Source organism: Mycolicibacillus koreensis, assembly GCF_002104795.1.
Classification (GTDB): Bacteria; Actinomycetota; Actinomycetes; order Mycobacteriales; family Mycobacteriaceae; genus Mycobacterium; species Mycobacterium koreense.
Window position 1 is genome coordinate 14070 of the sequence record NZ_NCXO01000026.1, and the last position, 15662, is coordinate 29731.

The 15662-nt window shown below is 72.7% G+C and carries 12 protein-coding genes; 9 read left to right on the forward strand and 3 right to left on the reverse strand.

The genetic code is table 11. The annotated features are described in order from the left end of the window. Position 1 precedes the first annotated feature (1 nt). The gene (locus tag B8W67_RS12170) at positions 2–964 is read left to right on the forward strand and encodes a bile acid:sodium symporter family protein (RefSeq protein WP_085304185.1); all 963 of its coding nucleotides are present in this window, start codon (positions 2–4) and stop codon (positions 962–964) included. Between the two features lie 132 nt (positions 965–1096). Here B8W67_RS12170 and B8W67_RS12175 read toward each other — a convergent pair whose 3' ends face one another. Further along, positions 1097–1702 carry a YqgE/AlgH family protein gene (locus B8W67_RS12175; protein WP_069391625.1) on the reverse strand — a complete coding sequence of 202 codons (606 nt, stop codon included), beginning with the start codon at positions 1700–1702 and terminating at the stop codon, positions 1097–1099. Positions 1703–1820: 118 nt separating this feature from the next. On the opposite strand from B8W67_RS12175, the gene B8W67_RS12180 reads away from it, so the two are divergent. Then, positions 1821–3095, forward strand: coding sequence for an MFS transporter (locus B8W67_RS12180; RefSeq protein ID WP_085304236.1), 1275 nt, complete (start codon positions 1821–1823; stop codon positions 3093–3095). 19 nt (positions 3096–3114) lie between these two features. After that, positions 3115–3903: a TIGR03084 family metal-binding protein gene (locus B8W67_RS12185; protein WP_085304187.1), complete on the forward strand. Its 789-nt coding sequence runs from the start codon at positions 3115–3117 to the stop codon at positions 3901–3903. 18 nt (positions 3904–3921) lie between these two features. On the opposite strand, the gene B8W67_RS12190 is transcribed toward B8W67_RS12185, so the two are convergent. Next, entirely contained in the window at positions 3922–5373 is a 1452-nt protein-coding gene (locus B8W67_RS12190) for a CCA tRNA nucleotidyltransferase (RefSeq protein ID WP_085304189.1), read from the reverse strand. An 80-nt stretch (positions 5374–5453) separates the two neighbouring features. Between B8W67_RS12190 and B8W67_RS12195 the strand changes: the two genes are divergently transcribed. From B8W67_RS12195 to B8W67_RS12220, 6 genes are all read left to right on the forward strand, one after another. After that, positions 5454–6173 carry an NUDIX hydrolase gene (locus tag B8W67_RS12195; protein ID WP_085304191.1) on the forward strand — a complete coding sequence of 240 codons (720 nt, stop codon included), beginning with the start codon at positions 5454–5456 and terminating at the stop codon, positions 6171–6173. Continuing rightward, positions 6170–8530, forward strand: coding sequence for a hypothetical protein (locus B8W67_RS12200; RefSeq protein WP_085304193.1), 2361 nt, complete (start codon positions 6170–6172; stop codon positions 8528–8530). The genes B8W67_RS12195 and B8W67_RS12200 overlap by 4 nt, the downstream gene beginning before the upstream one ends. Then, positions 8527–11940: a murein biosynthesis integral membrane protein MurJ gene (gene murJ, locus B8W67_RS12205; RefSeq protein WP_234806738.1), complete on the forward strand. Its 3414-nt coding sequence runs from the start codon at positions 8527–8529 to the stop codon at positions 11938–11940. Before B8W67_RS12200 ends, murJ begins: the two co-directional genes overlap by 4 nt. 88 nt (positions 11941–12028) lie before the next feature. Further along, on the forward strand, positions 12029–13015 hold the full coding sequence (gene trxB / locus B8W67_RS12210) for a thioredoxin-disulfide reductase (RefSeq protein WP_085304195.1): 987 nt from the start codon (positions 12029–12031) through the stop codon (positions 13013–13015). Further along, entirely contained in the window at positions 13008–13340 is a 333-nt protein-coding gene (trxA, locus tag B8W67_RS12215; protein ID WP_085304197.1) for a thioredoxin, read from the forward strand. Before trxB ends, trxA begins: the two co-directional genes overlap by 8 nt. A 144-nt stretch (positions 13341–13484) precedes the next feature. Continuing rightward, positions 13485–14699, forward strand: coding sequence for an N-acetylmuramoyl-L-alanine amidase (locus B8W67_RS12220; RefSeq protein WP_085304199.1), 1215 nt, complete (start codon positions 13485–13487; stop codon positions 14697–14699). On the opposite strand, the gene B8W67_RS12225 is transcribed toward B8W67_RS12220, so the two are convergent. After that, positions 14696–15478, reverse strand: coding sequence for an acetyltransferase (locus B8W67_RS12225; RefSeq protein WP_234806739.1), 783 nt, complete (start codon positions 15476–15478; stop codon positions 14696–14698). The genes B8W67_RS12220 and B8W67_RS12225 overlap by 4 nt on opposite strands. Between the last annotated feature and the right edge of the window lie 184 nt (positions 15479–15662).

Genomic DNA, 15662 nt, shown 5'->3' on the forward strand with positions numbered 1-15662 from the left:
GATGCGGTGGCTTCGGGCACTGCCCGTCGACACCTTCCTGCTGGCGCTGTTGGCCACCGTCGCGGTGGCCACCGTGGCGCCGGCCTCCGGCACCGCCGCCAGCGTGCTCGGCGGGGTCACCAAGGGCGCGATCGCACTGCTGTTCTGGCTCTACGGCACCCGGCTGTCCCCCGCCCAGGCCTGGCACGGCCTGCGGCACTGGCGGCTGCACCTGCTGGTGCTGGCGATCACCTTCGGGGTGTTCCCCGCGCTCGGGCTGGCCGCCGCGGTACTGGCGCCCACCGTGCTCACCGCCGAGCTCTACACCGGGCTGCTGTTTTTGACGCTGGTGCCCTCCACGGTGCAGTCCTCGATCGCGTTCACCTCGATCGCCCGCGGCAACGTGTCGGCCGCACTGGTGGCCGCCTCCATCTCCAACATCGTCGGGGTCGTCGCCACCCCGGTACTGGTGATGGCGCTGATGCACACCCGCGGCGCCCCGATCGATCCCGGCGTGCTCGGCGACATCGTGGTGCAGTTGCTGGTGCCGTTCGCCGCCGGTCAGCTGATGCGGCCGGCGGTGGCCGGCTGGATCGGCCGGCACGCGGCGATCACCAAACTGGTCGACCGCGGATCGATCCTGCTGGTGGTCTACACCGCGTTCTCCCTCGGCATGACCCGCCACATCTGGAGCAGTGTCGGGCCGTGGCGGGTGGTCGCCGTCGCGGTGGTGGCCACCGCCCTTTTGGCGGTGGTGCTGGCGGTGAGCACCGCGGCGGGACGGCTGGCCGGCTTCGACCGCGCCGACCGGATCGTCGTGCTGTTCTGCGGATCGAAGAAGTCGCTGGCCTCCGGGCTGCCGATGGCGCTGGTGCTGTTCCCGGCCGCCACGGTGGGCATCACGATGCTGCCGCTGATGCTGTTCCACCAGATCCAGCTGGTGGTGTGCGCGGTGATCGCCGCCCGGTTGGCCCGCCGCGCCTGAGCCCCCGGCGGCGCCAGGTGGCGGGGGCTAGCGGCGGGGGCTATCGGGGGGTGTGTGCAACCACGGCGGCGACACGCCCACGCCGATCACCGCCAGTGCACAAACCCCGCCCGGTCTGCCGACCGCGCGCGCTCAGTTGCGGCTGATGTCGATCGGGTGGCTGGCCAACAGCGCCAACGGCATCGGCTGACGGCGCAGCACCCGGGCCCACAGATCGGTTCCCGGCCCGACCAGCACATCCGCCGGCAGCGCCGAGAGCACGATCCAGTCGTCGCGGTGGATCTCATCCTCGAGTTGACCGATCGTCCAGCCCGCGTAGCCGGCGTAGATGCGGACCCCTTCGACCAGCGGGCCGATGGTCTCCGGGTCACTGTCGAGGTCGACCATCACCATCCGCCCGGCCACCGGCCGCAGGCCGGGCACCCCGGTGGCGTCGAGTCCGACCCGCAGCGTCGCCAGGCACAGCGCGGCGTCCCGTTTGACCGGCCCGCCGATGAACATCGTCTTCGGTTTGGCCACCAGATCCACCCACTGCGGCAGCACGTTGTACACCGCGGTCTCCGACGGCCGGTTGAGCACCACGCCCAGGGTGCCGCCGTCATTGTGTTCGACGATGTAGATCACGCTGCGCCGAAACGTCGGCTCCAGCAGGTCGGTGTTGGCCAGCAGCAGGGTGCCCGCCCGGATGCGTTGCGCCGCCGGCGCGACATAGTCCTCGGGGTCTTCGGGCTGGGCCACCTCCCCATAATGACATTGCCGGACCGTCGCGGCGGACAACCGGGCGCGTCCGATCGGGATAATTTGTACGGTGATTCCGGGCGGCCCCGCCCCGGCCCACATCGGAAGGCAGGTTCGGTTGACCCAGCCCCGCACCCCCGCCACGTTGTGGCGCACGGTGCGCGGCCTCGGCGACTTCTGGCGGCTGCTCAAACTGCGTGCCGCCAGCCAGTTCGGTGACGGACTGTTCCAGGCCGGGCTGGCCGGGGCGCTGCTGTTCAACCCCGAACGGGTCGCCGACCCCTGGGAGGTCGCCGGGGCGTTCGCGGTGCTGTTCCTGCCGTATTCGCTGCTCGGCCCGTTCGCCGGGGCACTGCTGGACCGGTGGGACCGGCGGTTGGTGCTCATCGGCGCCAACGCCGCGCGGCTGGTGCTGGTCGCCGGGATCGCGGTGCTGCTCGCCGTCGGGGCCGGTGAGGTGGCGGTGCTGTGCACCGCGCTGCTGGCCAACGGGTTCACCCGGTTCGTCAGCTCCGGGCTGTCGGCGGCGTTGCCGCACGTGGTGCCGCAGCGGCTGGTGGTGACGATGAACTCGGTGGCGGTGGCCACCGGAGCGGTCGCGGCGTTCCTCGGCGCCTATTTCATGCTGGTGCCCCGCCAGCTGATCGGCGCCGGCGACGCCGGCGCGGCCACCGTGATCGTCCTGGTCACCGTGCCGGTGGCCGCCGCACTGATCCTGGCGCTGCGGTTCCCGCCGCGGGTGCTCGGCCCGTTGCCGCTGACCGCCCCCGACACCCGGTCGGTGGTCTACGCGGTCGCGACCGGCTGGCTGGCCGGACTGCGCACCCTGCGGATCTACCCCACCGTGGCCGCCACCCTCTCCGGGCTGGTCGCCCACCGGATGGCGTTCGGGATCAACACCCTGCTGGTGCTGGTGCTGGTGCGCCACAGCGGCCCGCAGGCCACCGCCGGGCTCGCCGGGCTGGGCACCGCGGCGCTGTTCGGGGTCGCCACCGGCGGCGGCTCGTTCACCGCGACGCTGCTCACCCCGGCGATCGTCGGCCGGGTCGGGCGCTACGCCACCGGCAACGGCGCGCTGGCGGTGGCCACGGTGGTGCAACTGGCCGCCGTCGGCCTGCAGCTGCCGGTGTTGCTAAGCTGCGGTTTCGCCCTGGGGATGGCGGGGCAGACGGTGAAACTCTGCGCCGACTCGGCGATGCAGATCGACGTCGACGACACGCTGCGCGGCCACATCTTCGCCGTCCAGGACGCCCTGTTCTGGGTGGCGTTCGTCACCGCTATCGCCGCCGCCGCCTCGGTGATGCCCGCCGACGGTCACGCCCCGGCCCTGGTGGTGGTGGCCAGCGCGATGTACCTACTCGGGTTGGCCACGCACGCCGTGTTCGCCCGCTGACGGTGGTTAAGCTGACCCGATGGCAGGCCCCACCGTCTCCCCCGCCGCCGCCGTCGTCGCCGATCTGCGCGCCGAGAGCGACGACCTCGACGCACTGGTCGCACCGCTGACCGCCGCGGACTGGGCACAGCCGACCCCCGCACCCGGGTGGACGATCGCCCACCAGATCGGGCATCTGCTCTGGACCGACCGGGTCTCGGTGCTGGCCATCAGCGACGACGCCGCGTTCAACGACCAGCTGGCGGCGGCGATGGCCAACCCGACCGGCTTCGTCGACGACGGCGCCGCCGATGCGGCGGCGATGGCCCCCGACCGGCTGCTGCGGGCGTGGCGCGACACCCGCGCGCGGCTGCACGAGCTGCTGACCGGGGTGCCCGACGGACGCAAGCTGCCGTGGTTCGGCCCGCCGATGAGCGCGGCGTCGATGGCCACCGCCCGGTTGATGGAGACGTGGGCGCACGGGCTGGACGTGGCCGACGCCCTCGCGGTGGTGCGCCCGCCGACGGCGCGGCTGCAGTCGATCGCCCGGCTGGGGGTGCGGACCCGCGACTACGCCTACACCGTCAACGGGCTGGCCCCGCCGGCCGAGCCGTTCCACGTCGCGCTGCGCGGCCCCGACGGTGAGCTGTGGGCCTGGGGGCCGCCGGACGCCGCCCAGAAGGTCACCGGCTCCGCGGCGGATTTCTGTGCGCTGGTCACCCAGCGCCGGTCCCGCGCGGCGCTGGATCTACACGCCGAGGGCACCGACGCCGAGACGTGGCTGGGCATCGCCCAGGCGTTCGCCGGCCCGCCCGGGCCGGGACGCTGAGCCGGCGGCACACACGCTTTAGCCGGAATCGCGCTGGGCCCACCACGCCCGCAGCTCGGCGATCGCCTCGTCGCGCTGAAGCGGCCCGCGTTGCAGGCGCAGCTCCTTGAGGTGCCGCCACGCCTGCCCGACCTGCGGGCCGGCCGGGATGTCGAGGATCGCCATGATCTCGTTGCCGTCGAGGTCGGGGCGGACCCGCTGCAGATCCTCGGCGGCCGCCAGCGCCGCGATCCGCTGCTCGAGCTCGTCGTAGTTGGCCTGCAGCCGCGCCGCCCGCCGCTTGTTGCGGGTGGTGCAGTCGGCGCGCACCAGCTTGTGCAGCCGCGGCAGCAGCGGGCCGGCATCGGTGACATACCGCCGCACCGCCGAGTCGGTCCAGGCACCGTCGCCGTAGCCGTGGAACCGCAGATGCAGATACACCAGCTGGGAGATGTCGTGGATCATCTGCTTGGAGTATTTCAGCGCCCGCAGCCGCTTGCGGGCCATCTTCGCCCCCACCACCTCGTGGTGGTGGAAGCTCACTCCCCCGTCGGGTTCGTGGCGGCGGGTGGCCGGTTTGCCGATGTCGTGCAGCAGCGCCGCCCACCGCAGCACCAAATCGGGACCACCCTCGGGCCCGTCGTCCTCCAGGTCGATCGCCTGGCGCAGCACGGTCAACGAATGCTGGTAGACGTCCTTGTGCTGGTGATGCTCGTCGATCGCCATGCGCATGCCGCCGATCTCGGGCACCACCACATCACCGAGCCCGGTGCTGACGACCAGGTCGATACCGGCGACCGGATCCGCCCCGGCCAGCAGCTTGTCCAGTTCGGCGGCGACCCGTTCGGCGGTGATCCGGGCCAGTTGCGGGGCCATCGCGGTGATCGCCGCCCGCACCCGCGGGGCCACGGTCAGCCCCAGCTGGGAGACGAACCGGGCCGCACGCAGCATCCGCAGCGGGTCGTCGCCGAACGACTGCTCCGGCGCGGCGGGAGTGTCGAGCACCCGGGCGCGCAGGGCGACCAGCCCGCCCAACGGGTCATGGAAGTCCCCGGCGCCGTCGGCGGTGATGCGCACCGCCATCGCGTTGACGGTGAAGTCGCGGCGCACCAGGTCATCGTCGAGGCTGGTGCCGAAACGCACCTGCGGGTTGCGGGAGACCTGGTCGTAGCTGTCGGCGCGGAACGTGGTGATCTCCAGCCGTGCCGGACCCTTGCCGACCCCGACGGTGCCGAACTGGATGCCGGTGTCCCACAGCGCGTCGGCCCAGCCGCGCACCGCGGCCTGGATCTGCTCCGGGTGGGCGTCGGTGGTGAAATCCAGGTCGGGGCTGAGCCGGCCCAACAGCGCGTCGCGCACCGATCCCCCCACCAGGTACAGCTGGTGGCCCGCGGCGGCGAACCGCGCCCCCAGCTCCCGCAGCAGCGGGGCGTGCCGGTTGAGCGCGACGGCCGCGGCCAGCAGGTCGTCGTCGTGGGTGGGGTCGGACACGGGCTGAAAGCCTAGCCGGGCCTGCCGGGCGGCGGCGAGCGTCCCGGGTGGCGCCGCGGCGAACAGCTAATATCGCTGGGGTGTCGGAGGGCGAACAGGCGAAACCACGACGGCGCCGCAACCGGCGTCGCCGTCGTCGGCCCGTCGCTCCAGCCACCCCGGAGGCCACCGTCGAGAACAGCACCGTGCACCCGCGTGTGACGCGGCGGCGCGGCGAACGGTTGCGCACCGTGCACGAGACCTCCGCCGGCGGGCTGGTGGTCAACGGCATCGACCGGCCCCGCGCCGAACAGGTCGCCGCACTCATCGGCCGGCTCGACCGCCGCGGGCGGATGCTCTGGTCGTTGCCGAAGGGCCACATCGAGGTCGGCGAGACCGCCGAGCAGACCGCGATCCGGGAGGTCGCCGAGGAGACCGGCATCCAGGGCCGGGTGCTGGCGGCGTTGGGCAAAATCGACTACTGGTTCGTCACCGACGGGCGCCGGGTGCACAAAACGGTGCACCACTACCTGATGCGGTTTCACGGCGGGCAACTCTGCGACGACGACGTCGAGGTGGCCGAGGTGGCGTGGGTGCCGATCGCCGAACTGCGCAGCCGACTGGCCTACGCCGACGAACGCCGGCTCGCCGACGTGGCCGACCGGCTGCTCGACGCCCTGCACAGCGACGGGCAGGCCGCGCTGCCGCCGCTGCCGCCGTCGGCGCCGCGGCGGCGCCCGCAGACCCACTCCCACGCCCGCAGTCATCGTCCCGACAACCGCACCCCGCGCCGGAAGAGCGGTCGCGGTCCCAGCCCGTGAGGCGCCCCGCCTGGCTGCGTCTCGCCGTGATCGCCGGCATCGCGATCGGCCTGTTCGGTGTCGCCGCCGCCCCGGCGGTCGCCGACGACGCCCCCGACGCGATGTCGTTCGTGCAGGTGCAGATCGACACCGTCACCCCCGCGGTCGTCACCGCCGACAGCGGCCCGGAGCTCACCGTCGCCGGTCACGTCACCAACACCGGGGACCGACCGGTGCGCGACGTGATGGTCCGGCTCGAGCAGGCCGCCGCGGTGGGCACCGCCGCGGGCCTGCGCACCCCGCTGCGCGGCCAGCACGACCAGTTCGAGCCGGTCGCCGGGTTCCGCACCGTCGCCGCCGAACTGCAACGCGGCCAGAAGGCGTCCTTCACGTTGACCCGCCCGCTGGCCGCCGCCGACGGGGCCGTGCCCGACATCACCGACCCGGGCGTCTATCCGCTGTTGGTCAACGTCAACGCCACACCGGACTTCGGTGCGCCGGCCCGCCTCGACGACGCCCGGTTCCTGCTGCCGGTGCTCGCGGTGCCCACCGGCGGGGGCGCCGAACCCGACTCTTCGGCGTCCACCGGCGAGGACACCGGCGGGGCCGACACCGCGCACCCGGTGGCGCTGACCATGCTGTGGCCGCTGGCCGATCGGCCCCGGCTGGCGCCCGGGGTGCCCGGCGGCACTGTGCCGGTGCGGCTCACCGACGACGAGCTGGCCGCCTCGCTGGCACCCGGCGGTCGCCTCGACATCCTGCTGTCGACGGTGGAGTTCGCCACCAGTGCCGGCGCCGACCCGGGCGGCGCGGTCACCCGCAGCCTGTGCCTGGCGATCGACCCGGACCTGCTGGTCACCGTCAACGCCATGACCGGCGGCTACGTGGTGTCCGACCCCGACGATCCCGCCGCGACCCATCCGGGCGCCGGGCAGGCCGCGGCCACCGACTGGCTGACCCGGCTGCGGGCACTGGCCGGCCGGCTCTGCGTGACCCCGCTGCCCTACGCCCAGGCCGACCTCGGCGCCGTGCAGCGCGCCGGGGACAGCGGCCTGGCCACGATCGCCACCGCCGGCACCGCTGCGCTGGTCGACCAGCTGCTCGACATCACCACGGTGCGCGGGGCGATGCCGTTCAGTCAGGCGCCGTTGACCCGCGACGCCGCCGACCTGCTCGCCGGACAGGCCGAGACGGTGGCGCTGGCCGCCGCCCCCGACACCACCGGCACCGACACCACCGGCACCGACACCGCCGACGAGGGCGGCGCGCCGGCCGATCTGCACCCGCGGCGGCTGTCCCCGCGGGTGACGCTGGCCCCGTTCGACCCGGCGGTCGGGGCGGCGCTGGCCGCCCTCGGCACCACCCCGACCGCACCGACCTACCTCGACACCGCCGCCAACCGGGGGTTCAAACAGAACCTGCGCCACGACTCGGCGGTGGCCCGCCGCCAGGACAGCCTCGGCGCGCTGCTGTGGCGGATGCTGGCCACCGGGGTGACGCCGCGCACCGAACTGCTGGTGCCGCCGGCGAACTGGACGCTGCACCCCGACGACGCGCACGCGTTGCTGTCGACGCTGGCGATGGCGCTGCGCTCCGGGCTGGCGGTGCCGCGCCCCCTGCCGGAGCTGCTCACCGCCGCCCAGGCCACCACCGCCGCCCCGGGGGCGGCCGCGGTGCTGCCCGCGCACGTCGACCGGGGCCGTTTCGACACCGCGGTCACCGCCGCCATCGGCGAGCAGTCCCGTCGGCTGTGGGGCCTGACCGGGGCACTGACCACCGACCCGCGCACCGGGCTGACCGGGGTGGCCTACACCGCCCCGCTGCGCGAAGACATGCTGCGGGCGGTGAGCCAGGCCGTCCCGCCGGCGGCCCGGAACGAGCTCGCCCACCGTCAGTTGGGCGCCGTCACCGAGACGGTCACCAACCTCATCGGCGGGGTGACCGTGGTCAACCCCGGCGGCTCCTACACCCTGGCCACCGAGCACAGTCCGCTGCCGTTGGCGCTGCGCAACGATCTGGCGGTGCCGGTGCGGGTGCGGCTGCACCTGGACACCCCGCCGGGCATGACGGTCACCGACCTCGGCGAGATCGACCTGCCGCCGGGCTACCTGCCGCTGCGGGTGCCCATCGAGGTGCGGTTGAACCAGCGCGTCGCCGTCGATGCCGCGCTGAGCACCCCCGACGGGATGCCGCTGGGCCAGACGGTGCGGTTGTCGGTGCACGCCAACGCCTACGGCAAAGTGCTGTTCGCGATCACCCTGTCGGCCACCGCGGTGCTGGTGGTGCTGGCCGGGCGGCGGCTGTGGCACCGGTTCCGCGGCCAGCCCGACCGCGCCGACCTGCCCGAGCCGCGCCGCGGAAACGGCGCCCGGCCGTGACCGCCGCCACCCCCGCCGGGCAACCCCGCGCCGGAGCGCGCCCGGAGCTCACCGACGCGGCGGTGGTGTCGCGCTCCTGGGGCATGGCGCTGGCCACCCTGGTCAGCCGGATCACCGGGTTCGTCCGGATCGTTCTGCTGGCCGCGATCCTGGGGGCGGCGCTGTCCAGTGCGTTCTCGGTGGCCAACCAGCTGCCCAACCTCATCGCCGCGCTGGTGCTCGAGGCCACCTTCACCGCGATCTTCGTGCCGGTGCTGGCGCGCGCCGAACGCGATGACCCCGACGGCGGGGCCGCGTTCGTGCGTCGGCTGGTCACCGCGGCCACCGCCCTGCTGCTGGTCACCACGGTGGTCTCGGTCGCCGCCGCCCCGCAGCTGGTGCGTTTGATGCTCGGCGGCGACCCCCAGGTCAACGCCGCGTTGACCACGGCATTCGCCTATCTGCTGCTGCCGCAGGTGATCTTCTACGGGCTGTCGAGCGTGTTCATGGCGATCCTGAACAACCGCAACATTTTCGGCCCGCCCGCCTGGGCGCCGGTGCTCAACAACGTGGTGGCGATCGCCACCCTGGTGGCCTACCTGCTGGTGCCCGGGGAACTGTCGGTGGACCCGGTGCGGATGGGCAACCCCAAACTGTTGGTGCTCGGGGTGGGCACCACCTTGGGGGTGGTCGCCCAGGCGGTGGTGCTGCTGGTGGCGATCCGGCGCGAACACATCAGCCTGCGCCCGCTGTGGGGCATCGATGACCGGCTCAAACGGTTCGCCGCCATGGCCGCGGCGATGGTGGCCTACGTCCTGATCAGCCAGATCGGGCTGGTCGTCGGCAACCAGATCGCCAGCACCGCCGCTGCCTCCGGCCCGGCGATCTACAACTACACCTGGCTGGTGTTGATGCTGCCGTTCGGGATGATCGGGGTGACGGTGCTCACCGTGGTGATGCCGCGGTTGAGCCGCAACGCCGCCGCCGACAACATCCCCGCGGTGCTCGACGACTTCTCGCTGGCCACCCGGCTGACGATGATCACGCTGATCCCGATGGTGGCGGTGATGACCGTCGGCGGACCGGCGATCGGCAGCGCGCTGTTCGCCTACGGCAACTTCGGGTCCGTCGACGCCGGCTATCTGGGCGCGGCGATCGCGCTGTCGGCGTTCACACTGATCCCCTACGCGCTGGTGCTGCTGCAGCTGCGGGTGTTCTACGCCCGCGAACAGCCCTGGACACCGATCGTGATCATCGTGGTGATCACCACCGTGAAGATCCTCGGCTCGCTGGCCGCCCCGCACGTGACCACCAACCCCGACATGGTGGCCGGGTTCCTCGGGCTGGCCAACGGGCTGGGGTTCCTCGCCGGGGCGGTGATGGGCCATCTGCTGCTGCGGCGCCGGCTGCAGCCCCCCGACGGGCGGCTGCTCACCCCGACCGTGGTGCGCACCGTGTTGGTCACCATCGCCGCCTCGCTGCTGGCCGGCACCGTCGCCTACGCGGTCGACCGGCTGCTCGGGCTGGCGCGCCTCACCGAGCACGGCGGGCCGGGCTCGCTGCTGCGGCTGACGGTGCTGACCGCGCTGATCCTGCCGCTGGTGGCGCTGGTGTTGATCCAGGCCCGGGTGCCCGAGGCGGAGGCCGCGCTGCTCACCGTGCAGCGCCGGCTGCGGGGGCGGCGATCTTTTCCCGCCGAGCGGCGGGCCGCGCCCGCGCCGGTCACGTACCCTATGCACAGCATGAGGCCATCGCCGGACATTCGGCGCGGAGCCGCCGACCCACCGGTCGACGCCGGAGAACCGAAAGGACCGGAGGTGATCGAGAGTTCCTCCACCCCGTCGGGCGGCGCGCCGAGCAGCGGGGGCGGGCCGGACGCCGAGACGTTCCAGCCCGACGCGCTGCACTCCGAGGTGGCGCCGTCGGCGTCGTCACCGGATGAGTCGGTGCTGGTGCCCGGAACCAGCATCGCCGGTGGCCGCTACCGGCTGCTGGTGTTCCACGGCGGCCCGCCGGGGCTGCAGTTCTGGCAGGCTCTCGACACCGCGCTGGACCGCCAGGTCGCGCTGACCTTCGTCAACCCCGACCGCAGCCTCTCCGACGAGGCCGTCGACACCATCTTGTCGCGCACCCTGCGGCTGACCCGCATCGAGCACGCCGGCATCGCCCGGGTCCTCGACGTCGCCCACACCGGGGCCGGCGGCATGGTGGTCGCCGAATGGATCCGCGGCGGGTCGCTGCGGGAGGTCGCCGAGACCGCACCGTCCCCGATCGGCGCGACCCGGGCCGTGCAGTCGTTGGCCGCGGCCGCCGAGACCGCGCACCGCAGCGGGGTGGCGCTGGCGATCGACCATCCCAGCCGGGTGCGGGTCAGCATCGACGGCGAAGTGGCGCTGGCCTTCCCGGGCACCCTGCCGGAGGCCACCCCGGCCGACGACATCGCCGGGATCGGGGCGGTGCTCTACGCGCTGCTCGTCGACCGGTGGCCGCTGGCCCACGCCGGCGGGCCCGGCGGGCTGCCGCCGGCCGACCGGGACCGCTCCGGCCAGCCGGTGGAACCGTCGACGGTCAACCCCGACATCCCGTTCCAGATCTCCACCGCGGCCTACCACTCGGTACGCCAGGACGGCCGGATCCGCAGCGCGGCCACCCTGCTCAACCTGCTGCAGCAGGCGGCGGTGGTCGCCGACGAGACCGACCTGCTCAAACCGCTCGACGTCGACGCCGAACCGGCTCCGCGCCGGGAGCGCCGTCCCGCCGACGACGACGCCGAGGCGATGGCCCGCCGGCGCCGCATGGTGCTCATCGGCGCCGGCATCGGTGTGGCCATCATCACGGTGTTTCTGCTGGTGCTGGCCTCGGTGCTGGGGCGCATCTTCGGCGACGTCGGCGGCGGGTTGGACAAGGACCGCCTCGGGCTCAACACCCCGTCGTCGTCGGCGCGCAGCCAGAGCTCCCCCACCCCGCCCGGGCAGGTGGTCACCCCGGTGCGCGCGAGCGTGTTCTCCCCGGACGGCGGCGCGGACAACCCCGGCGACGCCGGGCAGGCGATCGACGGCAAGTCCTCCACCGGCTGGAAGACCGACATCTACACCGACCCGGAGCCTTTCCCCAACTTCAAAAGCGGTGTGGGGCTGCTGCTGGAGCTGCCCGAACCGACCGTGGTCGGCGCGGTGACGATCACCGTCTCCAGCACCGGCACCGAGGTGCAGCTGCGGTCGGCCTCCGACCCGTCGCCGGCCAAACTGTCCGACACCACCGAGCTGAGCCCGGTCACCCCGATCCACCGCGGCGAGAACACCGTCAAGGTCGACACCGGGGAGTCCGACGAGCCCACCTCCACGCTGCTGGTGTGGATCACCAAGCTGGGCACCACCGGCGGGGAGAACCGCACCACCATCTCCGAGATCACGGTGCGCGCCGCCGGCTGAGCCGGGAACACCGCCGTTTAGGCTGGCGTTGCTAGCCCTGGACACCGGGCGGCCCGCCGGGGCCGCGAGTTCGAGCTGAAAGGCACACATGACTTCCTCCCCCGCCGGGACTGACGCCGTGCACGACGTGATCATCGTCGGCTCCGGGCCCGCCGGCTACACCGCCGCGATCTACGCCGCCCGCGCCCAGCTCGCCCCGCTGGTGTTCGAGGGCACCTCCTACGGCGGGGCGCTGATGACCACCACCGACGTGGAGAACTACCCCGGGTTCCGCGACGGCATCCTGGGCCCGGAGCTGATGGACCAGATGCGCGAGCAGGCGCTGCGGTTCGGCGCCGATTTGCGCATGGAGGACGTCGAGTCGCTCAGCCTGCGCGGGCCGGTCAAGACGGTCACCACCGCCGACGGCCAGACCCACCGGGGTCGCGCGGTGATCCTGGCGATGGGGGCCGCCGCCCGCTACCTGCAGGTACCCGGCGAGCAGGAGCTGCTCGGGCGCGGGGTCAGCTCGTGCGCCACCTGCGACGGATTCTTCTTCCGCGACCAGGACATCGCGGTCATCGGCGGCGGGGACTCGGCGATGGAGGAGGCCACGTTTTTGACCCGGTTCGCCCGCAGCGTGACGATCGTGCACCGTCGCGAGGAGTTCCGGGCCTCCCGGATCATGCTGGAGCGTGCCCGCACCAACGACAAGATCCGGTTCCTCACCAACGCCGTCGTCACCGCGGTCACCGGCACCGACACCGTCACCGGCCTGCAGGTGCGCGACACCGTCACCGGCGAGGACAGCACCCTGGCGGTCACCGGGGTGTTCGTCGCGATCGGCCACGACCCGCGGTCGCAGCTGGTGCGCGACGCCCTCGACGTCGACCCCGACGGCTACGTGCGGGTGGCCACCCCCACCACCGCGACCTCGCTGCCCGGGGTGTTCGCCGCCGGCGACCTCGTCGACCGCACCTACCGGCAGGCGGTGACCGCCGCGGGCACCGGCTGTGCGGCCGCCATCGACGCCGAACGCTGGCTGGCCGAAGCCGCCCACCCCGACGCCGACCTGATTGGAGCCCCCCATGAGTAGCGCCACCACGATCCCGGTCACCGAGGCGACCTTCGCCGAGACGGTGCTCGGCGCCGCCACCCCGGTGCTGGTGGATTTCTGGGCCGACTGGTGCGGGCCGTGCAAGATGATCGCGCCGGTGCTCGAGGAGGTCGCCGCGGAGAAGGCCGGGGCGCTCACCGTGGCCAAACTCGACGTCGACGCCAACCCCGAGACCGCCCGCACCTACCAGGTGGTCTCGCTGCCCACCCTGCTGCTGTTCGTCGACGGTGAACCGGTCAAACGGATCGTCGGCACCAAGGGCAAGGCGGCGTTGCTGCGCGAACTGGCCGACGTGGCGCCCTAGCGGGTCGCCGCGGGCCCGCTGGTCGCGACACCGCGACCCGGGATTTTTTCGCAGACGGCCCCCATCTGCGACAATGACAGGCAGCCAGCCTGCATCCGTCGGCGCCACCGGGCCGCTGACGCCATCTGACCGGAGGGTTCTGCCATGTCGAGTGCTCGCGGCGGCGACGCTCTGCGACTCGGGGACCGTGGCGCCGCGGTGACCGAGATCCGGGCCACGCTGATGACGCTCGGGTTCGTCGAGAGCCCCGATGCGGACCTGTCGACCGGACAGCGGGTCGCCCTCGACGTGTTCGACGCCGAACTCGACCAGGCGGTGCGGGCGTTCCAGCAGCGCCGCGGGCTGCTCGTCGACGGGATCGTCGGCGAGGCCACCTACCGGGCGCTCAAAGAGGCGTCCTACCGGCTCGGGGAACGGACCCTGCACCACCAGTTCGGCGCACCGATGTACGGCGACGACGTGGTCACCCTGCAGGCCCGGCTGCAGGATCTGGGTTTTTACACCGAACTCGTCGACGGCCATTTCGGGTTGCACACCCACAACGCGCTGATGTCCTACCAACGCGAGTACGGGTTGCGCGCCGATGGCATCTGCGGTCCGGAGACGTTGCGGTCCTTGTACTTTCTGGGCTCGCGGGTCACCGGTGGTTCACCGCACGCGATCCGCGAGGAGGAGCTGGTCCGCAGCTCCGGTCCCAAACTGTCGGGGCGGCGCATCGTCATCGACCCCGGTTGCGGCGGTTCGGATCACGGGATGATCGTGCAGACCGCTTCGGGTCCGGTCAGCGAGGCGGAGTTGTTGTGGGACTTGGCTCGTCGCCTCGAAGGGCGGATGACCGCGATCGGCATGGAGACGTTCTTGTCCCGACCGGTCGACCACGGGCCGTCGGACACCGAACGGGCCGCCACCGCCAACCACATCGGCGCCGACCTGATGATCAGCCTGCGCTGTGCCACCCACCCGACCGCCGCCGCCACGGGGATCGCGTCGTTCTACTTCGGCAACGCCCACGGGTCGGTCTCGCCGCTGGGACGCAACCTGTCCGATCTGATCCAGCGGGAACTGGTGGCGCGCACCGGATTACCGGATTGCCGTAGCCACAGCCGCACCTGGGATCTGCTGCGGCTGACCCGGATGCCGACGGTACAGATCGACATCGGCTACCTGACCAGTCCGCGCGATCTGGCCCTGCTGACAGCACCGCACACCCGCGACGCTATCGCCGAGGGGGTCCTCGCCGCGGTCAAGCGGCTCTACCTGCTCGGCAAAAACGACCGGCCCACAGGCACATTCACCTTCGCCGAGCTGTTGGCCCACGAGATGTCGGTGGAGCAGGCCGGTCGGATCACCGGCTCTTAGTCCTTAGCTCCCCCAGCCCTTAGCTCCCCCGGCTTCTGGCTCCCCCCGCCGCCGACTCCGCCGCCGACTCCGGCGCCGACCGGTTGGGTCAGCTCCGCGTTTTCCAGCAGCCTCTCCAACGCCGCCTCCACATCGGCCTTCCAGCCCAGCCCCTTGTCCAGTTCCAGCCGCAGCCGCGGGAAGTACCGGTGTGGGGCCACCACGACGAACCCGGCGTCCTGCAGCGCCTGGGCGTCGATGATGCAGTGCTGCAACGGGCACTCGTCGATGCCGGCGAGCACCGACCGGATCTGCGGATCGCCCACCGCCCCGGCCGGCCCGGCGAGGTCGACGGCTGCCGCCTCGGTGCGCCCGAACGCCTCGAGCGCGCGCACCCCGCGGCGCACCAGATCCTCGACGGCCCCGGCCACCAACCGCGCGGCCAGCCCGGTGCTCTGCCCGCCGGGCTCCACCGCCATCGACGTCAGCAGCACCGCGTCCGCCGAGACCGGTCCGGTCGGGAACCGTCGCGCCCGCGGCACCACCCGGGGCGGGGCGTAGAAGACATAGCCCAGGCACCGCTGCCGGAGCGCGTCGGCGGGCGGCAGCGCCAGTTGACCGCACGAACCCCACTCGAGCATGACCATCGACAGCCACGCTTCCTTCTCGAACTCCGGGTCGGCGAGCCGCTCCCCCGCATCGAGGGTGCCCGGATCGACCTCCCAGAACACGCAGCGGCGCGCGGTCTTGGGCAACTGGTCGAATGCCTCGAGTCGCAGCGGGGTGATTCGAGCAGACACTAGACTTCCGGGCCTCCGTGCGTCGCGGCCGGCGAATTGCGGCACCTCCAGAATAAGAGAGAGGCCCGCGGCGGTGCCACCGCCGTCACCGGCGGCGCCGACGGCGCCGTCGAAGCTCGTAAACCGTTGATCCGCAACAAGTTTCACTCGCAAAGCGGTGTCGGACCGCTGGATTCAGCGTTGA

Coding starts and splice junctions, on each gene's coding strand:
- B8W67_RS12170 (WP_085304185.1), top strand. CDS start 2: ATGCGGTGGCTTCGGGCACTGCCCGTCGACACCTTCCTGCTGGCGCTG.
- B8W67_RS12185 (WP_085304187.1), top strand. CDS start 3,115: ATGGCAGGCCCCACCGTCTCCCCCGCCGCCGCCGTCGTCGCCGATCTG.
- trxB (WP_085304195.1), top strand. CDS start 12,029: ATGACTTCCTCCCCCGCCGGGACTGACGCCGTGCACGACGTGATCATC.
- trxA (WP_085304197.1), top strand. CDS start 13,008: ATGAGTAGCGCCACCACGATCCCGGTCACCGAGGCGACCTTCGCCGAG.
- B8W67_RS12220 (WP_085304199.1), top strand. CDS start 13,485: ATGTCGAGTGCTCGCGGCGGCGACGCTCTGCGACTCGGGGACCGTGGC.